The 22,317-nt window shown below is 60.1% G+C and carries 23 protein-coding genes; 2 read left to right on the top strand and 21 right to left on the bottom strand.

What is annotated here, in order from left to right; genetic code table 11:
- Positions 1 to 430: 430 nt before the first annotated feature.
- Positions 431 to 2,110 (top strand): 2-isopropylmalate synthase, encoded by a 1,680-nt coding sequence (gene leuA, locus AC27VU_RS26405; RefSeq protein WP_003227879.1) that lies wholly within the window; start codon positions 431 to 433, stop codon positions 2,108 to 2,110.
- Positions 2,111 to 2,277: 167 nt separating this feature from the next.
- On the opposite strand, the gene AC27VU_RS26400 is transcribed toward leuA, so the two are convergent.
- From AC27VU_RS26400 to trmJ, 21 genes are all read right to left on the bottom strand, one after another.
- Entirely contained in the window at positions 2,278 to 3,069 is a 792-nt protein-coding gene (locus tag AC27VU_RS26400; RefSeq protein ID WP_488725235.1) for an amidohydrolase, read from the bottom strand.
- Positions 3,057 to 4,205, bottom strand: a complete 1,149-nt coding sequence (locus tag AC27VU_RS26395; protein ID WP_201136662.1) for a pyridoxal phosphate-dependent aminotransferase — start codon at positions 4,203 to 4,205, stop codon at positions 3,057 to 3,059. The genes AC27VU_RS26400 and AC27VU_RS26395 overlap by 13 nt, the downstream gene beginning before the upstream one ends.
- Positions 4,206 to 4,455: 250 nt before the next feature.
- On the bottom strand, positions 4,456 to 5,928 hold the full coding sequence (gene der / locus AC27VU_RS26390) for a ribosome biogenesis GTPase Der (RefSeq protein WP_003227884.1): 1,473 nt from the start codon (positions 5,926 to 5,928) through the stop codon (positions 4,456 to 4,458).
- Positions 5,929 to 6,140: 212 nt separating this feature from the next.
- Positions 6,141 to 7,292 carry an outer membrane protein assembly factor BamB gene (gene bamB, locus AC27VU_RS26385; RefSeq protein ID WP_045122617.1) on the bottom strand — a complete coding sequence of 384 codons (1,152 nt, stop codon included), beginning with the start codon at positions 7,290 to 7,292 and terminating at the stop codon, positions 6,141 to 6,143.
- The gene (locus tag AC27VU_RS26380) at positions 7,285 to 7,926 is read right to left on the bottom strand and encodes a tetratricopeptide repeat protein (protein WP_003227886.1); all 642 of its coding nucleotides are present in this window, start codon (positions 7,924 to 7,926) and stop codon (positions 7,285 to 7,287) included. Before AC27VU_RS26380 ends, bamB begins: the two co-directional genes overlap by 8 nt.
- A 41-nt stretch (positions 7,927 to 7,967) precedes the next feature.
- A complete protein-coding gene (gene hisS / locus AC27VU_RS26375; protein ID WP_003227887.1) occupies positions 7,968 to 9,257 on the bottom strand; it encodes a histidine--tRNA ligase in 1,290 nt (429 codons plus the stop codon).
- Between the two features lie 36 nt (positions 9,258 to 9,293).
- A complete protein-coding gene (gene ispG, locus AC27VU_RS26370; protein WP_003227888.1) occupies positions 9,294 to 10,403 on the bottom strand; it encodes a flavodoxin-dependent (E)-4-hydroxy-3-methylbut-2-enyl-diphosphate synthase in 1,110 nt (369 codons plus the stop codon).
- A gap of 3 nt (positions 10,404 to 10,406) precedes the next feature.
- Positions 10,407 to 11,444 carry a RodZ domain-containing protein gene (locus tag AC27VU_RS26365; protein WP_488725234.1) on the bottom strand — a complete coding sequence of 346 codons (1,038 nt, stop codon included), beginning with the start codon at positions 11,442 to 11,444 and terminating at the stop codon, positions 10,407 to 10,409.
- Positions 11,444 to 12,202, bottom strand: a complete 759-nt coding sequence (gene pilW / locus AC27VU_RS26360) for a type IV pilus biogenesis/stability protein PilW (protein ID WP_003227892.1) — start codon at positions 12,200 to 12,202, stop codon at positions 11,444 to 11,446. The genes AC27VU_RS26365 and pilW overlap by 1 nt, the downstream gene beginning before the upstream one ends.
- A gap of 12 nt (positions 12,203 to 12,214) precedes the next feature.
- A complete protein-coding gene (rlmN, locus tag AC27VU_RS26355; RefSeq protein WP_003227893.1) occupies positions 12,215 to 13,363 on the bottom strand; it encodes a dual-specificity RNA methyltransferase RlmN in 1,149 nt (382 codons plus the stop codon).
- A gap of 28 nt (positions 13,364 to 13,391) precedes the next feature.
- On the bottom strand, positions 13,392 to 13,817 hold the full coding sequence (gene ndk, locus AC27VU_RS26350) for a nucleoside-diphosphate kinase (RefSeq protein ID WP_065257687.1): 426 nt from the start codon (positions 13,815 to 13,817) through the stop codon (positions 13,392 to 13,394).
- Positions 13,818 to 13,904: 87 nt separating this feature from the next.
- A complete protein-coding gene (iscX, locus tag AC27VU_RS26345) occupies positions 13,905 to 14,105 on the bottom strand; it encodes a Fe-S cluster assembly protein IscX (RefSeq protein ID WP_003227895.1) in 201 nt (66 codons plus the stop codon).
- A gap of 14 nt (positions 14,106 to 14,119) precedes the next feature.
- Positions 14,120 to 14,461 carry an ISC system 2Fe-2S type ferredoxin gene (gene fdx / locus AC27VU_RS26340; protein WP_003227897.1) on the bottom strand — a complete coding sequence of 114 codons (342 nt, stop codon included), beginning with the start codon at positions 14,459 to 14,461 and terminating at the stop codon, positions 14,120 to 14,122.
- The gene (hscA, locus tag AC27VU_RS26335; protein WP_003227899.1) at positions 14,461 to 16,326 is read right to left on the bottom strand and encodes a Fe-S protein assembly chaperone HscA; all 1,866 of its coding nucleotides are present in this window, start codon (positions 16,324 to 16,326) and stop codon (positions 14,461 to 14,463) included. Before hscA ends, fdx begins: the two co-directional genes overlap by 1 nt.
- A 51-nt stretch (positions 16,327 to 16,377) precedes the next feature.
- On the bottom strand, positions 16,378 to 16,899 hold the full coding sequence (hscB, locus tag AC27VU_RS26330; RefSeq protein WP_003227901.1) for a co-chaperone HscB: 522 nt from the start codon (positions 16,897 to 16,899) through the stop codon (positions 16,378 to 16,380).
- Positions 16,900 to 16,907: 8 nt separating this feature from the next.
- Positions 16,908 to 17,231: an iron-sulfur cluster assembly protein IscA gene (iscA, locus tag AC27VU_RS26325; protein ID WP_003227904.1), complete on the bottom strand. Its 324-nt coding sequence runs from the start codon at positions 17,229 to 17,231 to the stop codon at positions 16,908 to 16,910.
- A gap of 28 nt (positions 17,232 to 17,259) precedes the next feature.
- Positions 17,260 to 17,646: a Fe-S cluster assembly scaffold IscU gene (iscU, locus tag AC27VU_RS26320; protein WP_003227907.1), complete on the bottom strand. Its 387-nt coding sequence runs from the start codon at positions 17,644 to 17,646 to the stop codon at positions 17,260 to 17,262.
- Positions 17,647 to 17,729: 83 nt separating this feature from the next.
- Complete coding sequence (locus tag AC27VU_RS26315) at positions 17,730 to 18,944, bottom strand: IscS subfamily cysteine desulfurase (protein WP_003227909.1); 1,215 nt, start codon at positions 18,942 to 18,944, stop codon at positions 17,730 to 17,732.
- Between the two features lie 47 nt (positions 18,945 to 18,991).
- Positions 18,992 to 19,483, bottom strand: a complete 492-nt coding sequence (gene iscR, locus AC27VU_RS26310) for a Fe-S cluster assembly transcriptional regulator IscR (protein ID WP_003227911.1) — start codon at positions 19,481 to 19,483, stop codon at positions 18,992 to 18,994.
- Between the two features lie 238 nt (positions 19,484 to 19,721).
- Positions 19,722 to 20,498: a serine O-acetyltransferase gene (gene cysE / locus AC27VU_RS26305; RefSeq protein WP_007964422.1), complete on the bottom strand. Its 777-nt coding sequence runs from the start codon at positions 20,496 to 20,498 to the stop codon at positions 19,722 to 19,724.
- A gap of 3 nt (positions 20,499 to 20,501) precedes the next feature.
- Positions 20,502 to 21,272 carry a tRNA (cytosine(32)/uridine(32)-2'-O)-methyltransferase TrmJ gene (gene trmJ, locus AC27VU_RS26300; RefSeq protein WP_003227915.1) on the bottom strand — a complete coding sequence of 257 codons (771 nt, stop codon included), beginning with the start codon at positions 21,270 to 21,272 and terminating at the stop codon, positions 20,502 to 20,504.
- A 145-nt stretch (positions 21,273 to 21,417) separates the two neighbouring features.
- On the opposite strand from trmJ, the gene suhB reads away from it, so the two are divergent.
- Positions 21,418 to 22,236 carry a type III secretion system regulator SuhB gene (gene suhB / locus AC27VU_RS26295; protein WP_003227916.1) on the top strand — a complete coding sequence of 273 codons (819 nt, stop codon included), beginning with the start codon at positions 21,418 to 21,420 and terminating at the stop codon, positions 22,234 to 22,236.
- Positions 22,237 to 22,317: the final 81 nt, after the last annotated feature.

Raw genomic sequence — 22,317 nt, 5'->3', positions numbered from 1 at the left:
GGTTTCTCGGGTGTACATAATATTCGTGTACGACACGGACACTGTGGGAGCGGGCTTGCTCGCGAAGGCGGCCCATCCCACACCGTAAATCCTGCTGACACCCCACCAGTTTCAATTGCGCCCCAATCAACCCCCGCGCAAACATCAACACGATCATTCGCCTGAAGCACAATAAAATCGCGCAAAACCTCGCTTTTCGAGTATTCCTCTCAATTTTTTTCGACTGCTTGCCATCCTCTCCCCTCGCGGTTAGGGTTGAAGACATGAAAACCTCTCACACCCTTATTCAGCTTCGCCAGCACCGCAGTCTGTGCCTCGTCAGCGCACGACTGCCGGGCTGAATCGCTGCGCCTCGTCCCAAGCTGTTCCCCGAACATTCGTTCCACCGGCAGGCCGCCTCTTTTCGGCCCAGACAATAAGGATTTTCCCGATGAGCATGCTCAAAGACCCGTCTTCGAAATACCGCGCGTTCCCCGTCATCAATCTGCCGGATCGCACCTGGCCGTCGAAAACCATCGACGCCGCGCCGATCTGGTGCAGCTCCGACCTGCGTGACGGCAACCAGTCGCTGATCGAGCCGATGGACGCGGTGAAGAAGCTGCGCTTCTGGAAAACCCTCGTGCAAGTCGGCGTGAAGGAAATCGAAGCCTCGTTCCCGGCCGCTTCGCAAACCGACTTCGACTTCGTGCGTACCCTGATCGAAGAAGGCCACATCCCGGACGACACCACCATTCAGGTGCTGACCCAGGGCCGTGAAGACTTGATCGAGCGCACTTTCGAATCCCTGCGCGGGGCGAAGAAAGCCATCGTTCACCTGTACAACGCCACCTCGCCTTCCTTCCGTCGCATCGTCTTCAACCAGGACAAGGACGGCATCAAGGCCATCGCGGTCAATGCGGCGAAGCTGTTCGTCAAGTACGCGGCGATGCAGCCGGACACCGAGTGGACCTTCGAATACTCCCCGGAAACCTTCAGCGCCACCGAGCTGGAGTTTGCCAAGGAAGTCTGTGACGCGGTGATCGAGGTCTGGAATCCGACGCCTGAGCACAAGATGATCCTCAATCTGCCGGCCACCGTTGAATGCGCAACGCCGAACGTCTACGCCGACCAGATCGAGTGGTTCGGCCGCAACATCAATCGTCGTGACAGCGTGATCATCAGCCTGCACACCCACAACGACCGTGGCACCGGCGTCGCCGCCACCGAGCTGGGCCTGATGGCTGGCGCGGATCGCGTCGAAGGCTGCCTGTTCGGCAACGGCGAGCGTACCGGTAACGTTGACCTCGTCACTGTGGCCCTGAACATGTACACCCAGGGCGTCGACCCTGAACTGGACTTCTCCGACATCGACGGCGTGCGCAAAGTCGTCGAGGAGTGCAACCAGATCCAGGTGCACCCGCGTCACCCTTACGTCGGCGACCTGGTACACACCGCATTCTCCGGCTCGCACCAGGACGCGATCCGCAAGGGCTTCGCCCAGCAGAAACCGGATACCCTGTGGGAAGTGCCGTACCTGCCGATCGACCCGGCCGACATCGGCCGCAGCTACGAGGCGGTGATTCGTGTGAACAGCCAGTCGGGCAAGGGCGGTATCGCCTACTTGCTGGAGCAGGAATACGGCATCAGCCTGCCGCGTCGCATGCAGATCGAGTTCAGCCAGGTCGTGCAGCGTGAGACCGATCGCCTCGGCCTGGAAATGACCGCCAAGCAGATTCACTCGCTGTTGATCAGCGAATACCTGCAAGCCAATACCCCGTACGCGCTGGTCAGCCATCGCCTGCAGGAAGAAAACGGCAACAGCGCCGTCGAAGTGGAAGTGGCGAGCCAGGGTCAGGGCGAAACCAACCTGCACTGGCGCGGCAAGGGCAACGGCGCGCTGGAGGCCCTGGTGGCCGGTCTGCCGATTCCGGTGGAAATCATGGACTACAACGAACATGCGATCGGCGCGGGCACCAACGCCAAGGCCGCCGCGTACATCGAGCTGCGTGTGAACGGTGAGCGTGCGGTGCACGGCGTGGGTATCGATGAAAACATCACCACCGCCAGCTTCAAGGCGCTGTTCAGTGCGCTGAACCGCTCCCTGAGCCAGCCGGAAGCGAAAGCGGCTTAAGCCTTCGCTGACATGCCAAAAGGCCCCGGAGTGTGAACTCCGGGGCCTTTTTTATGCCTGCTGGTTTTGTGTTGTCTGATCGGGCCTCTTCGCGAGCAAGCCCGCTCCCACAGGGTATTGCGTTCTACCTGTGGGAGCGGGCTTGCTCGCGAAAGCGGTCGCGAATATCAAGTGAGTTCGAAGGTATCCGCATCCAGATTGGCCGGAAAGCGCTCGCGATACGCCGCCAATGGCGCGGCTTCCAGCACGACCTTGAAAACCCCGTCTGCCTCCCCCGCCGCCAGCAACGTTTCACCCTGAAAATCCAGCACCTGACTGTCGCCGGTATAGGCGAAGCCCTTGCCGTCGGTGCCAATGCGATTCACCGCCGCCACATAGCACAGGTTTTCAATCGCCCGCGCCGGCAACAAGCGGTTCCAGTGCAAACGCCGTGCGCCCGGCCAGTTGGCGGTGTACAGCAGCAGATCGGTGTCGTGCGCGTCGCGACTCCACACCGGGAACCGCAGGTCGTAGCAAATCAGCGGCCGGATGCGCCAACCCTTGAGTTCGAACTGCACCTGACGCTCGCCGGGCGTGTAGTGATGGTGTTCGCCAGCCATGCGAAACAGGTGGCGCTTGTCGTAGTGCCAGACTTCGCCGTCCGGGCGCGCCCACAGCAGGCGATTGCGATGGCTGCCGTCAGCCGCCTGAATGATCACGCTGCCGGTGATCACCGCATTGAGCTTCGCGGCCTGCGCCTTCATCCATTTGCTGGTCGGGCCATGCTCGGCTTCGGCGAGGGTTTCCGATCCCATGGAGAAGCCGGTGGTGAACATCTCCGGCAGGATGATCAGGTCGGCGCCGCGGGCCTGCTCCAGCAGCACGTCGAAGTGCTCGAGGTTGGCCTGACGGTCGTGCCAGGCCAGGCTGGTCTGGATCAGCGCCAGGTGAAGATCGGGCAATGCACTCAGATCACGCATAGTTTTGCCGCTGCCTCGCGCAGCGTCTCCTCGCGTTTGGCGAAGCACAGGCGCACCAGGCGCTGGCCTTCGGGTGGATTCTGGTAGAACACCGACACCGGAATGCTCGCCACGCCATGTTCGCGGGTCATCCAGATCGCCATGTCGACGTCATTCAGGTCAGGGCGAATCTGCGAGTAGTCGACCAACTGGAAATACGTGCCGGTGACGCGGGTGAAGGTAAAGCGCGACGGCGCCAGCAAATCGCAGAACAGGTCGCGCTTGGCCTGATAGAAACCCGGCAGCTCTTCAACGTGCTCCGGGTGTTCGGCCATGTAATCGGCCAAGGCGTACTGCAGTGGCGTGACCCCGCAGAAACTGACGTACTGGTGCACCTTGCGCAGCTCGGCGGTCAGCGCCGGTGGCGCCACCACGTAGCCGGTTTTCCAGCCCGTGACGTGATAGGTCTTGCCGAATGAGCTGACCACGAAGGCGCGCTGATACAGCTCTTCGTGGGCCAGAACGCTGACATGCGGCACGCCGTCGAACACCAGGTGCTCATAGACTTCGTCGCTGATCAGGTAGATGTCGCGACCCCGGATCAACTCCGCCAGTTGATCCAGTTCGGCACGGCTGATCAGTGCACCGCTCGGGTTGTGCGGGGTGTTGATGACGATCATTTTCGTGCGCGGGCTGAGGGCCGCAGCAAGCTTGTCGAAATCGATGGAGAAATCGTTCGGGTTCAGTTGCACATGCACGCAGCGGCCGCCCGCCAACTGCGTCGCCGGCTCATAGCTGTCGTAGCACGGGTCGAACACGATGACTTCGTCGCCGCTGTGGATAACCGCCTGAATCGCACAGAAGATCGCCTGGGTCGCGCCTGGGGTCACCGTCACTTCACTGTCGGCATCGACTTTCACGCCATAGCTGCGCGCGATCTTCGCCGCGATCTGCTCGCGCAGCGCCGGCAGACCGGTCATCGGTGAATACTGGTTATGGCCGCTGGCGATATGCCGACCGACCGCGTCACGCAGGGATTGTGGGCCGTCGAAATCAGGAAAACCCTGGGACAGGTTGATCGCTCCGGTCTGCGCCGCGAGCTGAGACATCTGCGTGAAAATAGTGATGCCGACATTCGGCAGCTTACTGGTGATCATCGAGGGGTTCCCTGCTCTACACCCGGCTCTGACGGCGGCGCGGGAGAGCCCGAGAATAGCCCATCCGGCGCCCATAAAAAAAGGGCGCCCAACCGGGCACCCTTCTTTATCGCCGAACCCTGTAGGAGCTGCCGCAGGCTGCGATCTTTTGATCCTGCCTTCAAAGCAAAGTCAAAAGATCGCAGGCTTCGCCAGCTCCTACAGAAGCGGTTGAGCATTCCCACGCAATTGTGGGAACAATCAACCTTGATTACTTCTTGTCGCGGCGCTTCTTGCTGGCTTTCTTGTTGTGCGACATCAAGCGACGCTTCTTGTTGACCTGGCGGTCGGTCAGCGTGTTCTTGTTGCCTTCGTACGGGTTCTCGCCGCCCTTGAACTCGATGCGGATCGGCGTACCGACCAGCTTCAGCACACGGCGGTAAGTGTTCTCCAGATAGCGCACATACGACTTCGGCACTTTCTCGATCTGGTTACCGTGAATCACGATGATCGGCGGGTTCGCGCCACCCAGGTGAGCGTAACGCAGCTTGATCCGGCGGCTGTTGACCATCGGCGGCTGGTGCTCGCTGACCGCATCTTCGAGAATCTGCGTCAGACGGCTGGTCGGCCAGCGGGTCACCGCCGACTTGAACGAGTTCTGTACCGAGGCGTAGAGGTTGCCCACGCCCGTGCCGTGCAGCGCCGAGATGAAGTGAATATCGGCGAAGTCGACGAAGAACAGACGACGTTGCAGCTCGACCTTCACATAGTCGCGCTCGCTCGGGGTCATGCCGTCCCATTTGTTGATCGCGATCACCAGCGCACGGCCGGCTTCGAGGGCAAAGCCCAGCAGGTTGAGGTCGTGATCGACCACGCCTTCGCGGGCGTCCATCACGAAGATCACCACGTTGGCGTCTTTGATCGCCTGCAGGGTTTTGACCACGGAGAATTTTTCGACTTCTTCGTGGATCTTGCCGCGCTTGCGCACACCGGCGGTGTCGATCAGCGTGTACTTCTCGTCGTTACGCTCGAACGGAATGTAGATACTGTCGCGGGTGGTGCCGGGCTGGTCATAGACGATCACCCGGTCTTCACCGAGCATGCGGTTGACCAGGGTTGACTTGCCGACATTCGGACGGCCGATGATGGCGATCTTGATCCCGTCTTTTTCGCTCGGGCCAGGAATGCGCTTGGCTTCCTCGCCTTCGGCGACGATCTCTTCCTCTTCGCCTTCCTGTGGCTCGTCTTCGTCACGCGGGAAATCGCTCAGTGCCGCTTCCAGCAGCTGAGTGATACCACGGCCGTGAGCACCGGCGATCGGGATCGCGTGGCCCATGCCCAACGGGGCGAATTCGGCGCGGGCCATTTCCGGGTCGATGTTGTCGACCTTGTTGGCGACCACGTGGGAACGCTTGTTACGCTTGCGCAAGTGTTCGGCGATCATCTGGTCGGCGGCGGTGAAACCGGCCTTGGCATCTACCAGGAACAGCACAACATCCGCTTCTTCAATGGCCAGCAGCGACTGCTCGGCCATTTTTTCGTCCATACCGTGTTCGTCACCGGAGATACCGCCGGTGTCGATCAGAATGTAGGAACGCCCTTGCCACTTGGCCTCACCGTACTGGCGATCACGGGTCAGACCGGACAAGTCGCCGACGATGGCGTCACGAGTCCTGGTCAGGCGGTTGAACAAGGTGGATTTGCCGACGTTCGGTCGGCCCACCAGGGCGATTACGGGAACCATGCGGCTCTCCACTTCGTTATTTCAGAAAATACAAAAGCCGCTGCGAGGCAGCGGCTGGTGCTCGGGGCAACACTGTGGGAGCGGGCTTGCTCGCGAAAGACCGTAGCAGCACCGCGTTTAATCAGGCTGTACGCGTCTTCGTTGACGCCCTTCGCGAGCAAGCCCGCTACCACAAATGAAGCTGCCTGGGGCGTTAACCCCAAGCATAGTTGTTACTTGATGGTCAGGGCTTCCAGTTTGCCGCTGTTGCCATACACATAGATCGTGTTGCCCACCACCAGCGGACGGGCACGCAGGCCGTCACTGTCGATACGCTCACGACCCACAAAACGACCGTCCACCTGGCTCAACAGGTGCAGGTAACCTTCCAGGTCACCGACGGCTACGTAGCTGGAGAATACTTCCGGCGCCGACAACTGACGGCGGGCCAGCGAGTCGTTGCTCCACAGTGCAGTGGTCGAACGCTCGTCAACGCCTTCAACGGTGCCCGAAGACAGACTCACGTAGACGTTGCCGAAACCTTGAGCGACACCGGCATAGCTCGATGCATCGCGCTGCCAGAGTTGGCGACCGCTCTGCAGATCAAGTGCTGCCACACGACCCTGGTAGCTGGCGACGTACAGCGTTTCGCCGGACAGCAGCAGGCCGCCGTCGATGTCGACCACGCGCTCCAGTTCCGAACGACCGGTTGGAATCGCGACCCGTTGTTCCCAGACCGGCACACCGTTGGAAATGTCCAGGGCGACCACTTTACCGGTCGACAGGCCAGCCACCGCGAGGCGGTTGGTCACGACCGGTGCGCTGGTGCCGCGCAGGGTCAGCACCGCTGGGGTGCTGTCGTAAATCCAGCGACGGTTGCCGGTGGCGGCATCCAGGCCGATCAGACGATCGTCCTGAGTCTGTACCACCACGACGTCACCGTTGTTGGCCGGCGGCGCGAGGACTTCGCTGGAAACCCGAGCGCGCCACTTCTCTTCGCCGTTGATGGCGTCGAGCGCAACGATTTCACCCTTGAGGGTACCGATCGTGACCAGACCGTAACCCACGCCAACGGCGCCGGAAACAGGCAGTTCAAGCTCTTTTTTCCACTTCACGTCGCCGTTGTTGCGATCCATGGCCATCACGATGCCGTTCACGTCGGCCGCGTAGATGGTGTCACCGTCGATCGCCGGTACCAACATGTTGTAGGTTTCGCCCTGACCGTCACCGATCGAACGACTCCACTGCTTCTGCAGAACGACTTCTTCTTTGAAGGAGGTCAGTTCGGCCGGTGGCAGTTCTTTTTTGCTGTTGCTGCTGCAACCCGCGGCCAGAATGGCCAGAGCCAGCAATGCTGCATGCTTCCAACGGATCACGTCACGCATCCCCTTTGGCCAGGTCGTCGAGCTTGATTTGAAGGCCACCGACTGCCGCTTCATCCGACAGTGCCGCCTTGGCTTTTTGATACGCGGTGTTCGCTTCGTCAGTACGACCCAGCTGAACCAGCAAGTCGCCCTTGAGTTCTTCGCGAGTGGCCAGGAACGCCTTGTCAGCATCACCGTCGAGCAGCTTCAGGGCTTCATCGGCCTTGTTCTGCGCACCCAGCACCTGCGCCAGACGCTGACGGGCGATTTCGCCCAGCGCCGGGTTGGCCGGTTTGGCAACGATGGCTTTGAGTTCGGTCGCGGCGTCGTCCAGCTTGCCGCTGTCGACCGCTACTTTCGCCACGAACAGGCTGCCGTACTGCGCGTACGCGGTGCCGCCGAATTCGCTGTTGAGCTTGCCGGCCAGATCCGCAACGCGGGCAGCGTCAGGCTTGCCATCCGGGGTCAGCGTGGTTTCCAGCAATTGTTGATAGAGCACCGAGGCGCCTTGCGACTGGTTGCTCTGATACTTGTGATAAGCCTGCCAGCCGAACACGATGACCAGCGCCAACAGGCCTCCGGTTACCAGAGGTTTGCCGTTGCGTGTCCACCAGTCCTTCAAATCCGCCAACTGTTCGTCTTCGGTACTCGACACCCCAATACTCCTTAATCGCTAAATCGGCTGTTTAGACAGCTTCAACCCTGCACGACGCAGGTGGCCAGGTGAGCGGCGAGCGCATCCCAGGCAATGCTTTGTTGTTCGCCCTGGCCACGCAGGGGTTTGAAACCTACCACTTGCTGGGCCATTTCGTCGTCACCGAGGATCAATGCATACAGTGCACCGCTCTTGTCGGCTTTCTTGAACTGGCTTTTGAAGCTGCCGGCGCCGGCATTGACTTGCAGACGCAGGTTTGGAAGCTGGTCACGTACACGCTCGGCCAGGGCCAGACCGGCCAGTTCGGCCTGCTCACCAAAGGCGCAGAGGTAGACGTCGACCTGACGGGAGATTTCTTCCGGGATCTGCTCCAGGGTTTCGAGCATCAACACCAGACGCTCGATGCCCATGGCGAAACCGACGCCTGCGGTCGGCTTGCCGCCCATCTGCTCGACCAGGCCGTCGTAACGACCGCCCGCGCAGACAGTGCCCTGGGCGCCGAGCTTGTCGGTGACCCATTCGAATACGGTTTTGCTGTAGTAATCGAGGCCGCGCACCAGTTTCGGGTTGAGCACGTACGGGATGCCAACCGCGTCCAGACGCGCCTTCAGACCTTCAAAGTGCGCACGGGATTCGTCGTCCAGGTAGTCGGCCATCTTCGGCGCATCGACCAGTACGGCTTGAGTGTCGGCATTTTTGGTGTCGAGCACGCGCAGCGGGTTGGTTTTCAGGCGACGCTGGCTGTCTTCGTCGAGCTTGTCGTGGTGCGCCGAGAGGTACTCGACCAGCGCTTCACGATAGCGACCACGGGACTCGCTGGTGCCCAGGCTGTTGAGTTCGAGCTTGACCGCATCACGGATACCCAGCTCGCCCCACAGGCGCCAGGTCATGATGATCAGTTCGGCGTCGATGTCCGGACCGTCGAGGTTGAACACCTCCAGACCGATCTGGTGGAACTGGCGATAACGACCTTTCTGCGGACGCTCGTGGCGAAACATCGGGCCGATGTACCAGAGTTTCTGCACCTGGCCACCGCCGGTGATGCCGTGCTCGAGCACTGCACGCACGCACGCCGCGGTGCCTTCCGGACGCAGGGTCAGGGAGTCGCCGTTGCGGTCTTCGAAGGTGTACATCTCTTTTTCGACGATGTCGGTCACTTCACCGATCGAGCGCTTGAACAGCTCGGTGAATTCGACGATCGGCATGCGGATCTGCTTGTAACCGTAGTTATCCAGCAGACGCGCGACAGTGCCCTCGAAATAACGCCACAGCGGGGTCTGTTCGGGCAGGATGTCGTTCATGCCACGAATGGCTTGCAGAGACTTGCTCACTATAAATCCTTAAATTCGTTCGGCTTTCAGTCAGGCTCAGCCGCGCGCGATGACCGCTGCGTCAGCTTCGACCTTTTCGGCCGCTTTCTGGCGGATCAGCTTTTCCAGCTCGTCCACCAGATTGTCATTCGTCAGTTTCTGCGACGGTTTGCCGTCGATGTAAATCAGGTTTGGCGTGCCGCCGGTCAAGCCGATATGGGCTTCCTTGGCTTCGCCGGGGCCGTTGACCACGCAACCGATCACCGCGACATCCAGCGGCACCAGCAGGTCTTCAAGGCGCCCTTCCAGCTCGTTCATGGTCTTGACTACATCGAAGTTCTGCCGCGAGCAGCTCGGGCAGGCGATGAAGTTGATGCCACGGGAACGCAGATGCAAAGACTTGAGAATGTCGTACCCGACCTTCACTTCCTCGACCGGATCGGCCGCCAGCGAGATGCGGATAGTATCGCCAATCCCCTCGGCGAGCAGCATACCTAGGCCCACGGCGGATTTCACTGTGCCCGAACGCAAACCACCGGCTTCGGTGATGCCCAGATGCAGCGGCTGGACGATTTCCTTCGCCAGCAGACGGTAGGCTTCAACGGCCATGAACACGTCGGAAGCTTTCACGCTGACCTTGAAGTCCTGGAAATTCAGGCGTTCGAGGTGCTCGACGTGCCGCAGCGCGGACTCGACCAGCGCAGCCGGGGTCGGCTCGCCGTATTTCTTCTGCAGGTCTTTTTCCAGGGAACCGGCGTTGACGCCGATACGGATCGGAATCCCGCGGTCACGGGCGGCATCGACCACGGCGCGCACCCGGTCTTCGCGACCGATGTTGCCCGGGTTGATGCGCAGGCAGTCCACACCCAGTTCGGCGACGCGCAGAGCGATCTTGTAGTCGAAGTGGATGTCGGCAACCAGCGGCACCTTGACCAGTTGTTTGATCTTGCCGAACGCCTCGGCGGCGTCCATGTCCGGTACCGAAACGCGGACGATGTCGACGCCGGCCGCTTCCAGACGATTGATTTGCGCGACGGTGGCAGCCACATCATTGGTGTCGCTGTTGGTCATGCTCTGCACAGCGATAGGCGCATCGCCGCCAACAGGCACGTTACCGACCCAGATCTTGCGCGAAACGCGACGTTTGATTGGAGATTCGCCGTGCATGACTTATTGACCCAACTTCAGGCGAGCAGTCTCGCCACTGGTGAACGGAGCGATATCGACCGGTTGGCCGTTGTAGCTGACCTGTGCGGCGCGAGCCACACCCAGACGCACCGCCAGTGGCGGCTTGCCGGAAACCGAAACGCTGTCGCCTTTATGTTTCAGACCGCTGAACAGCACTTTGCCGCGACCGTCGGTGACCTGTGCCCAGCAATCGGCGGTGAACTGCAGTTGCACCTGGCCGTCGCCGGCAGCTGGGGCAGCCGTTTCTACGCTTGGCGCAGCTGTGGCCGCGGTCACTGGAGCGGTGACGGTCGGTGCTGGTGTGGCCGGAACGTTAGTTGCTGGAGTCGCCGGGGTGGCCACCACCGGAGCCGGTGTATGAACCGGTGCGGCTGGCGTGGTCGCAGCCGGGGCGGCTGGAGCAGTCGCCGGAGCGGCAGGCTCGGCACCCGTCGCTTCAGCGGTGGTTTCCGATTGCGGCAGTGCGAGAGCGGTTGCGCCCTCGGCCTGACCTTCGGCAACGGCCTGGTCTTCCGGCTCATCGATCGGGTGAATCTGCGTGGTGCCGTCGGCGCCTTCGACTTCGACGTGCTCCGGAACCAGGCTGGTCAAATCTTTGGTGCGCAGCGAGGTCTGATCCTGCCACCAGACGAAACCGCCGCCGATGACCGCGATCAGCAGCAACAGGCTGACGATACGCAAAATAGTGTGGGAAACCCGCACCGGCTCTTCGATACGACCCAGCGCATGCACATTGCTGCCCTGGGAATCGGTACCGGTGGACTGGTCGAATTGCTGGACCAGAACGGTCTGATCCATGCCGAGCAACTTGGCGTAAGCGCGAATGTAACCGCGAGCGAAGGTATGCCCCGGCAGCTTGTCGAAAGCGCCAGCTTCAAGATTGCTCAGGGAAGTCACGGTGAGGTTGAGCTTGAGGGCCACTTCGGCCAGCGACCAGCCATTGCTTTCGCGGGCCTGGCGCAAAGTCTCACCGGGATTAACGCGAGTCGCTGCTACAACTTCGGGATGCGCCGCTTTCATCATTGCTCCGACAGGTATTGCTGATATTCCGGCGTACCGGGATAGAGTCGTTTTAATTGCAGGCCATAACTGGCGGCCTTGTCGCGATCTTCAAACACTTTTGCCAGCCGAACGCCGAGCAATAGACTACGTGCATTTTGCTCGGTTAGCAGGCTGAAACGGTCGTAATAGTCACGCGCGGGCACATAATGCCTGTCTTCGAAGGACAACTCAGCCATTTCCAGCAAAGCACGCGGTTGTTGACGGTTCAGCCGCAGGGCTTTTTCCAGTTGCTGCTGCGCCAGATCCCGCTGCCCGAGCTTCGAAGCGGTCATGCCGAGGTTCTCGAAGACCCGCGAACGCTCAGGATACAGGGTATCGGCGGCTGCCTGCTCAAAACGCTCGTAGGCTTCCTTGTAACGCTGTTCTTCGTAGAGAAAACTGCCGTAGTTATTGAGGATTCGTGCATCGGTGGGACGCGAGGACAGGGCTTTGCGGAAATGTTCGTCGGCCAGTTTCGGCTCCATTTCGGCCTGGAACACCAGCCCGAGGGCGGCGTTGGCATCAGGATCGGAATCGTCCAGCTCCAGCGCCTTCTTCAGCGGCACCTTGGCCCGTTCGGTCATCCCCTGCTGCAAGTATCCCAGCCCCAGCTGCACGTAGGCAGCCCGCGCTTCGTCGCGGCCCTTGCTGGTCTTCATCGGGTTGTAGTCACCCGACAGGACACAACCAGCACACAGGCTGGCCATCAGCAACAGCAGCGCAAAGCGCAGGGACATAGAGATCCTCTCTTAGTTAGTGTTCGCGGCGTTCTGTGCCAGATCGCTGTCGGCGCTCAACTCGCGCACGGCGATGTAACGTTCGCTGCGACGGGTGCGATCCAGCACCTGCCCTACCAATTGACCACATGCGGCGTCGATGTCTTCACCACGGGTGGTGCGGACAGTGACGTTAAAGCCGGCCTGATGCAACTGATCCTGGAACCGACGAATGGCGTTGTTGCTCGGCCGCTCGTAACCGGAATGCGGGAACGGGTTGAACGGAATCAGGTTGATCTTGCACGGAATGTCTTTCAGCAGCTCGATCATTTCCACGGCGTGCTCAAGCTTGTCGTTGACGTCCTTGAGCAAGGTGTACTCGATGGTCAGCACACGCTTCTCGCCAAGGGCGGACATGTAGCGCTGGCACGACTCGAGCAGCATCTTAAGCGGATATTTCTTGTTGATCGGCACCAATTGGTTACGCAATGCGTCATTCGGTGCGTGCAGGGACAACGCCAGGGAGACGTCGATGTGCTTGGCCAGCTCATCGATCATCGGCACCACGCCCGAAGTGGACAGGGTCACGCGGCGCTTGGAGATCCCGTAGCCCAGGTCATCCATCATCAGATGCATGGCGGCCACGACGTTGTCGAAGTTCAGCAGCGGTTCACCCATGCCCATCATCACCACGTTGGTGATGGCGCGGTCGATGGTGGCGGGAACACTGCCGAAGGATTTGTTGGCAATCCACACCTGACCGATGACTTCGGCGGCGGTGAGGTTGCTGTTGAAGCCTTGCTTGCCGGTGGAGCAGAAACTGCAGTCCAGGGCACAGCCTGCCTGGGACGAAACGCACAGAGTGCCGCGTTTGCCCTGGGGAATGTAGACGGTCTCGACACAGCTGCCGGACGCCACGCGCACCACCCACTTGCGGGTGCCGTCGCTGGAAATGTCCTCGCTGACCACTTCGGGACCACGGACTTCAGCAATAGCCTTGAGCTTGTCGCGCAAGGCCTTGCTGACGTTCGTCATGGCGTCGAAATCATCGACGCCAAAGTGGTGAATCCATTTCATTACCTGACCGGCACGGAAACGCTTCTCCCCGATTGAGTCGAAGAATTTTTCCATTTCCGGCTGGGTCAGACCCAGCAGGTTTGTTTTAACAGTCGATGTAGTCATGGATTCACCTTCACTCTTTAAGCAATGCTTAGCGAGTGGTTACTTCAGTAGCTGCGAAGAAGTACGAGATTTCACGAGCAGCAGCGGCTTCGGAGTCCGAACCGTGAACGGCGTTGGCGTCGATCGACTCAGCGAAGTCAGCACGGATGGTGCCAGGAGCAGCTTCTTTAGGGTTGGTAGCGCCCATCAGCTCACGGTTGCGAGCGATAGCGTTTTCGCCTTCCAGAACCTGAACAACCACTGGACCGGAGATCATGAAAGCAACCAGGTCACCGAAGAAACCGCGCTCTTTGTGCTCAGCGTAGAAGCCTTCAGCTTCGGCTTTGGACAGCTGCTTCATTTTCGAAGCAACAACTTTCAGACCAGCCTTTTCGAAACGGGTAACGATTTCGCCGGCAGCGCCTTTTGCAACAGCGTCAGGCTTGATGATGGAGAAAGTACGTTGAACAGCCATGGTGTAACTCCAGAAACAGTAATTTGCGAAAAATTAAACCCGCGAATTATACGCGGGTTCTTGGGTATTGCCTAACCTGCGAGACGATCAGTCCAATTCTGCAGCCCAAAGCTCCTGAACCCTTTCCAAGACCTTCTCGCCAACGCGGCCAGAAGTCTTATCGAAGTCAGGCAGTTCCTCGATCATATGCTGCAGACGGACAAAACCTACAGAGTACGGATCGAGCCCCTCATGGGTCTCGGCCAGCTCTTCTGCAATGCGTTGAACATCATTCCAACCGTAGCTCATGACAGTCTTACCAGTCAGTGCGGCGCTTCGGCCGCATGGTTAAGCGAATATTTCGGAATCTCGACGGTGATGTCTTCTTCGCCGACGATAGCCTGACAGGCCAGGCGCGATTGCGCTTCCAGGCCCCAGGCGCGATCGAGGAAGTCTTCTTCCAGCTCGTCCGCCTCTTCCAGCGAGTCGAAACCCTCGCGGATGATGCAATGGCAAGTGGTGCAGGCGCAGACGCCGCCGCAGGCACTTTCCATCTCGATATGGTGTTCGTGAGCCAGATCGAGAATCGAAGTGCCGGGCTCAGCCTCGACCACCATGCCTTCAGGGCAGAACTTCTCGTGGGGCAGAAAAATGACCTGCGGCATCAGATATCCTCGATTTCATTCAGATTGCGCCCCGACAGAGCGGCTTTCACCGTCAGATCCATGCGGCGGGCAGCAAAAGCATCGGTCACTTGCGACAGACGCTTGGTCTGCTGCTCGATGGCGTAACCATCGGTGCCTTTCATCAGTTCGGCCAGTTCCTGCATCTGCAGCTCGATGACCATGCGCTCTTCGGCGTCGAGCAAACGCTCACCATCAGCCTCCAGAGCGCCCTGTACCGCTTCGATCAGGCGCTGGGCATCGACTTGCTGCTCGCGCAGGACGCGGGCGACCTTGTCGTCATTGGCGTGCTGGAACGAATCCTTGAGCATCTTGGCGATTTCGCCGTCGGTCAGGCCGTAGGACGGCTTGACCTGAATGCTCGCTTCAACGCCTGAACCCAGTTCACGCGCCGAAACACTGAGCAGACCGTCGGCATCGACCTGGAAGGTCACGCGAATCTTCGCCGCACCGGCCACCATCGCCGGAATGCCGCGCAGTTCGAAGCGCGCCAGGGAGCGGCAGTCGCTGATCAGCTCGCGCTCACCCTGGAGCACATGGATCGCCATGGCCGACTGGCCGTCTTTATAAGTGGTGAAATCCTGAGCGCGGGCGACCGGGATGGTGGTGTTGCGCGGAATCACCTTCTCCATCAGCCCGCCCATGGTTTCCAGCCCAAGGGACAGTGGAATCACGTCGAGCAGCAGCAGTTCGCCGCCATCGCGCTTGTTGCCAGCCAGCGTATCCGCCTGGATCGCAGCCCCGATGGCCACCACTTGATCCGGGTCGATTTCCGTCAATGGCTGACGACCGAAGGCTTCGGCAACGGCCTCGCGTACACGTGGAACGCGGGTCGAACCACCGACCATGACCACGGCATGCACGTCTTCCAGCTCGATACCGGAATCACGCACGGCGCGGCGGCAGGCTTTCAGGCTGCGCGCAACCATTGGCTCGATCAGCGCATCGAAGGCTTCGCGGGTCAGCTGCGCCTTCCAGTCACCGTAGGCGACTTCAACGCTGGCCGCATCGGTCAGGGCTTCTTTGGCCGCGCAGGCAGTTTGCAGCAGATTGCGTTGCGCACCCGGATCGAGATCGGCGGACAGACCGGCGCTCTCGATGATCCAGCCGGCAATCGCGTGATCGAAGTCATCGCCGCCCAGGGCGCTGTCGCCGCCGGTGGCCAGCACTTCGAACACACCGCCAGTCAGACGCAGAATCGAAATATCGAACGTACCGCCGCCCAGGTCATAAATCGCCACCAGACCTTCGGCATGCTGATCCAGACCATAAGCCACGGCAGCCGCCGTCGGCTCGTTGAGCAGGCGCAGCACGTTCAGACCGGCGAGTTTCGCCGCATCCTTGGTGGCCTGGCGCTGCGCATCGTCGAAATACGCCGGAACGGTGATCACCGCACCGACCAACTCGCCACCTAGGGTCGCTTCAGCACGCTGACGCAGGACCTTGAGGATATCGGCGGAGACTTCGACTGGGCTTTTCGGGCCTTGCACGGTGTCGATGAACGGCATGTGCGATTCGCCACCGACGAAGCGGTATGGCAGTTGCTCGCCCAATTGCTTGACGTCGGACAGGCCACGACCCATCAGGCGTTTGACCGACAGCACAGTGTTCAAGGGATCGGAAGACGCGGCCAGTTTGGCCGACTCGCCAACCTCGACGCGGTCGGCGTGATAACGCACGGCGGACGGCAGGATAACCTGCCCGTCAGCGTCGGCCAGTGGTTCGGAAAGACCACTGCGCAACGCAGCGACCAGCGAATTGGTAGTGCCCAAGTCGATCCCCACAGCCAGACGACGCTGGTGCGGTTGAGGACTTTGGCCGGGTTCGGCGATCTGCAGTAGGGCCATCGTGATCAGGACTTATCTGTATATCAGGCGTGCGACCGGAGCGGCACTGGGTTAATCGTCGAGGCGCTCTTCTAACTGGCGCACTTCGTAGGTGAGCTTGTCGAGGAACTGCATGCGCCGCATCAGGCGTTCGGCCTGTTCGCGTTGCGCTGCATCATCCCAACAGGCTGCGAAGCTTTCGTTCAACTGTTCCTGAGCCACTTTCAGGCGACGCTTGAATACCGCGACACCGTCGAGATCGGCGCTGTCCTGGAGGTCTTCGAGCTCTTCGCGCCACTGCATCTGCTGCAAAAGAAACTCGGGGTCATGGACCGTGACTTCCATCGGCACTTCATGCCCGCTGATGGTCAGCAGGTAGCGTGCACGCTGGGCAGGACTCTTGAGCGTCTGGTACGCGTCGTTGAGCCGCGCAGACTGCTCGAGCGCCGACCGCTGTTCGCGCTCGGAGGCGTCGGCAAAGCGGTCAGGATGAACACCGCGCGCCAACTCACGGTAGCGCGTGGCCAACTGTTCGAGATCCAGGCGAAAGCTCGGTTGCAGCTCGAATAAAGCGAAATGACAAGGAATACCCACGACAAGCCTCAGATGTTGAAGCTTTCGCCGCAGCCACATTCACCGCGAACGTTGGGATTGTTGAACTTGAAGCCTTCGTTCAACCCTTCCTTGACGAAATCGAGCTCGGTGCCGTCCAGGTAGGCCAGGCTTTTCGGGTCGATGATCACTTTCTCGCCGTGACTTTCGAACACCTGATCCTCGGCAACCACCTCGTCGACAAACTCCAGCACGTAGGCAAGGCCGGAACAGCCTGTGGTGCGAACACCCAGACGAATCCCTTCACCTTTGCCGCGCCCGTCGAGGGAGCGTCGCACGTGTCGAGCAGCCGCTTCTGTCATGCTGATAGCCATCGTTGACTCCTTACTCGTCGCGCAATGCTTAGATCAAGCCTTTCTTCTGCTTGTAGTCGCGAACAGCCGCTTTGATAGCGTCTTCAGCGAGTACCGAGCAGTGGATTTTCACTGGCGGCAGGGCCAGTTCTTCGGCCAGCTGAGTGTTCTTGATGGTCTCGGCCTCGTCCAGCGTCTTACCCTTCATCCACTCGGTGGCCAGGGAGCTGGAAGCGATTGCCGAACCGCAGCCGTAGGTCTTGAACTTGGCGTCTTCGATAACGCCCTGATCGTTGACCTTGATCTGCAGACGCATCACGTCGCCGCACGCCGGAGCGCCGACCATGCCGGTGCCGACATCCGGGTCTTCCGCGTTCATCTTGCCGACGTTGCGCGGGTTTTCGTAGTGGTCGATGACCTTTTCGCTGTAAGCCATGATGCTTAATCCTCACTCATCAGAGAGTCGCTCTTTAAGCCCCGCAACCTTGGGTCGCAGGGCCGGTTCGCGGCGACTTGAAATCAGTGTGCCGCCCACTCGATTTTCGAAATGTCGACACCGTCTTTGTACATGTCCCACAGCGGCGACAGAGCGCGCAGCTTGGTAACGGCCTCGCAGACTTTCTGCGCGGCGTAGTCGATTTCTTCTTCGGTGGTGAAACGGCCGAAGGTGAAACGGATCGAGCTGTGTGCCAGTTCGTCGTTGCGGCCCAGGGCGCGCAGTACGTACGAAGGCTCCAGGGACGCCGAAGTGCAGGCCGAACCGGACGATACCGCCAGATCCTTGAGCGCCATGATCAGCGACTCGCCTTCAACGTAGTTGAAGCTCAGGTTCAGGTTGTGCGGAACGCGGGCGGTCAGGCTGCCGTTGACGTACAGCTCTTCCAGGTGCTCGACCTGCTTGAAGAAACGATCGCTCAGGGCCTTGATGCGTACGTTTTCGGCAGCCATGTCTTCCTTGGCTACGCGGAAGGCTTCGCCCATACCGACGATCTGGTGGGTCGCCAGAGTGCCGGAACGCATGCCACGTTCGTGACCGCCGCCGTGCATGGTCGCTTCGATGCGCACACGCGGCTTGCGGCTGACGTACAGGGCGCCGATGCCTTTAGGGCCGTAGGTTTTGTGGGCGGAGAACGACATCATGTCGACTTTCAGCTTCTGCAGATCGATCTCGACCTTGCCGGTGGACTGAGCCGCGTCAACATGCAGCAGAACGCCCTTGGAGCGGGTCAGTTCGCCGATGGCAGCGATGTCGTTGATGGTGCCGATTTCGTTGTTCACGTGCATTACCGACACCAGAATGGTGTCTTCGCGCAGTGCCGCTTCGATCATCGCCGGGGTGATCAGACCGTCTTCGGTCGGCTCGAGGTAGGTCACTTCGAAACCTTCACGCTCCAGTTGGCGCATGGTGTCGAGAACAGCCTTGTGTTCGATCTTGCTGGTGATCAGGTGCTTGCCTTTGGAGCCATAGAAATGCGCCGCACCCTTGATTGCCAGGTTGTCGGATTCGGTGGCGCCGGACGTCCAGACGATTTCGCGCGGGTCGGCGTTGACCAGATCGGCCACCTGACGACGGGCATTTTCGACGGACTCTTCAGCTTTCCAGCCGAACACGTGGGAACGGGACGCCGGGTTACCGAAGTTTCCGTCGACCAGCAGGCATTCACTCATCTTTTGCGCAACGCGCGGATCGACCGGGGTGGTCGCAGAGTAATCAAGGTAAATCGGCAATTTCATGGACTATCTCCTAAATCAGGGCTGGCGTTCCGCTAGCTCTTCGGCTGTCATTCGACGGCGGACGCTTCAATCTTGTCCAGGCGTGGCGCCTTGCTGTTGCAACGACGCTGGTCCTGACGCTGGGCTACTTCTTGCACCTCACGGCGAGTCACAAGATCAGCCAAGCTGATACCACTTAGAAATTCGTGAATCTGCAGGCTCAGGTCGCACCACAGGTGATGAGTCAGGCAGGTGTCGCCGGAATGGCAATCGCCCTGGCCCTGGCACTTTGTAGCGTCGACCGATTCGTTGACCGCATCGATCACCTGAGCCACCTGGATGCCCTGCATGTCGCGCGAAAGCTGATAACCACCGCCTGGACCGCGAACACTGGAAACCAGGTTACTGCGGCGCAGCTTGGCGAAAAGCTGTTCGAGATAGGACAGGGAGATGCCTTGGCGCTCGGAGATATCGGCCAGGGACACCGGCCCGTGCTGCGCGTGCAACGCCAGGTCAAGCATGGCGGTCACGGCGTATCGGCCTTTTGTAGTCAGTCGCATGGACAATTACCACGGAGTTCGGAATGGGCGGGAGTATGCAATTCCCGAGCATTTAAGTCAACTATAAGACCTAGTGCTTTAGTCGGGTTTACCCGCAAAAGAGCGCGCGCATCATAGCAAAGGCTGGCGGCGTACAGCCAGCGGTAACGCGTTATCGTTCTTCGCGAGCAAGCCCGCTCCCACAGGGGATGCATTCCAATGTGGGAGCGAGCCTGCTCGCGAAACGCAGCGCTGCGGTTCAGCCGGCTTTGGATTCGTCTTTGCCCTTCACACAGGCAAAGTCTTCTTCGCGCAGTTCAGGCAGATCTTTCGCACAGTAATTACTGCCCAGATCCTTCAGCGCGCCGCACATCCCTTCCAGCCGCCCATCCACCGCTTGCAGGTGATCGAGCAACTGACCGATGGCACGGGCCACCGGATCGGGCATGTCTTCGCTGACACCATAAGCATCGAAGCCGATCTTCTCAGCCATCGCCTTGCGCTTGGCGTCCTGCTCTTCATCGGATTTGACGATGATCCGCCCCGGAATCCCCACCACTGTGGCGCCCGGCGGCACTTCCTTGGTGACCACTGCGTTGGAGCCGACTTTGGCGCCAGCCCCTACCGTGAACGGCCCGAGCACTTTGGCGCCAGCACCCACCACCACGCCATCACCCAGCGTCGGGTGGCGCTTGCCCTTGTTCCAACTGGTACCACCGAGGGTTACGCCCTGATAAATGGTCACGTCATCGCCGATCTCGGCGGTTTCACCAATGACGATGCCCATGCCGTGATCGATAAAGAAACGCCGACCGACCTTGGCCCCCGGATGAATCTCGATCCCGGTCAGCCAGCGACCGAAGTTAGACACCAGTCGCGCCAGCCATTTCAGCTCGTTGCGCCACAGCATGCCGGCCAACCGGTGAATCCAGATCGCATGCATGCCGGGATAGCAGGTCAGGACTTCAAAAGCGTTACGCGCCGCCGGGTCTCGATGGAATACGCTCTGGATATCTTCACGCAAACGCTCAAACATCATTCAGTCCTTCCGCTTAAGAAGCTCACCACGGGCCGCTTTTTGGGTTTCCGTGAGGATGCCACGCAAAATATTCATTTCCGCCCGGCTGACCGAGCTGCGTCCGTACAACCGGCGCAGGCGCGCCATCAAGTGCCGTGGTTTTTCCGGATCGAGAAATTCGATGGCGACCAGCGTCTGCTCCAGATGCTCATAAAAGCGCTCCAGCTCATCCATGGTCGCGAGCTCGGCACTTTTCACGGAGGCCACTTCTTCTTTCTCGATCTTGGTCGGCTGCCCTTGAGCAGCCAGCCAGGCCATGCGCACTTCATAGCTCAACACCTGCACCGCCGCCCCAAGGTTCAGCGAGCTGAACCCAGGATCGGAGGGGATGTGCACATGAAAGTGACATCGCTGCAGCTCCTCGTTGGTCAGGCCGGAGTCTTCACGACCGAATACCAACGCGATTTCCGCGCCCTGCCCCGCCTCCTCGACCACTTTGCTCCCGCATTCGCGGGGATCGAGCAGCGGCCAGGGAATGCGCCGGTCACGGGCGCTGGTGCCGAGCACCAGATTGCAGCCGACCAGGGCGTCTTCCAGAGTGGCGACGACTTGAGCATTTTCAAGGATATCCCCGGCACCGGAAGCTCGAGCATCGGCTTCGTGGTGCGGAAACAACCGCGGTTCGACCAGCACCAGCCGCGACAGACCCATGTTTTTCATGGCGCGCGCGGCCCCGCCGATGTTGCCGGGGTGGCTGGTATTGACCAGGACGACACGAATGTTCTGCAGCAAGGGAGGCGCTCTCGGACACAGGAAAGGGGTGCAAATCTTACAGAACAGCCTACCGTTAAGCTATGAAAGCGAACAGCGACCTTCACCTGAAGAAAAGTTCTGATAGAATGCGCGGCTTTCTTTAACAACCTTAGGTGACACATCCATGCAGCCCATGCTGAATATCGCGCTGCGCGCCGCCCGCAGCGCCAGTGAACTGATCTTCCGCTCCATCGAGCGCCTGGATACCATCAAGGTCGACGAAAAAGACGCCAAGGATTATGTATCCGAGGTCGATCGCGCCGCCGAACAGAAAATCATCGATGCTCTGCGCAAGGCTTACCCGAATCACTCGATCCAGGGTGAAGAAACCGGCATGCACGTCGGTAACGGCATCGAAGGCGAAGAGTACCTGTGGATCATCGATCCGCTGGACGGCACCACCAACTTCCTGCGTGGCATTCCTCACTTCGCTGTCAGCATTGCCTGCAAATACCGTGGTCGCCTGGAGCACGCAGTGGTTCTGGACCCGGTTCGCCAGGAAGAATTCACCGCCAGCCGTGGTCGCGGCGCTCAACTGAACGGTCGTCGTCTGCGCGTCAGCGGTCGCACCAGCCTCGACGGCGCTCTGCTGGGCACTGGCTTCCCGTTCCGTGACGACCAGATGGACAACCTCGACAACTACCTGGGCATGTTCCGCGCCCTGGTTGGCCAGACTGCCGGCATCCGCCGCGCCGGCTCCGCCAGCCTGGACCTGGCCTACGTGGCTGCCGGTCGTTTCGACGCGTTCTGGGAGTCGGGCCTGTCCGAGTGGGACATGGCTGCAGGCGCCCTGCTGATCCAAGAAGCTGGCGGCCTGGTGAGCGACTTCACCGGCGGTCACGATTTCCTTGAGAAAGGCCACATCGTTGCCGGCAACACCAAATGCTTCAAGGCAGTCCTGACGGCGATCCAGCCGCACCTGCCGGCTTCGCTGAAGCGCTAAGCTTCCTGCGAAACGCAAAAAGCACCCTTCGGGGTGCTTTTTTTATGCCCGGAGAAATACCAGCGGTCCAGTGTAGGAGTG

The sequence above is a fragment of the Pseudomonas sp. 14P5.3.2 genome (assembly GCF_057799175.1).
The sequence above is the reverse complement of the archived record's forward strand: the minus strand, read 5'-3'. Positions and strand labels throughout refer to the sequence as shown.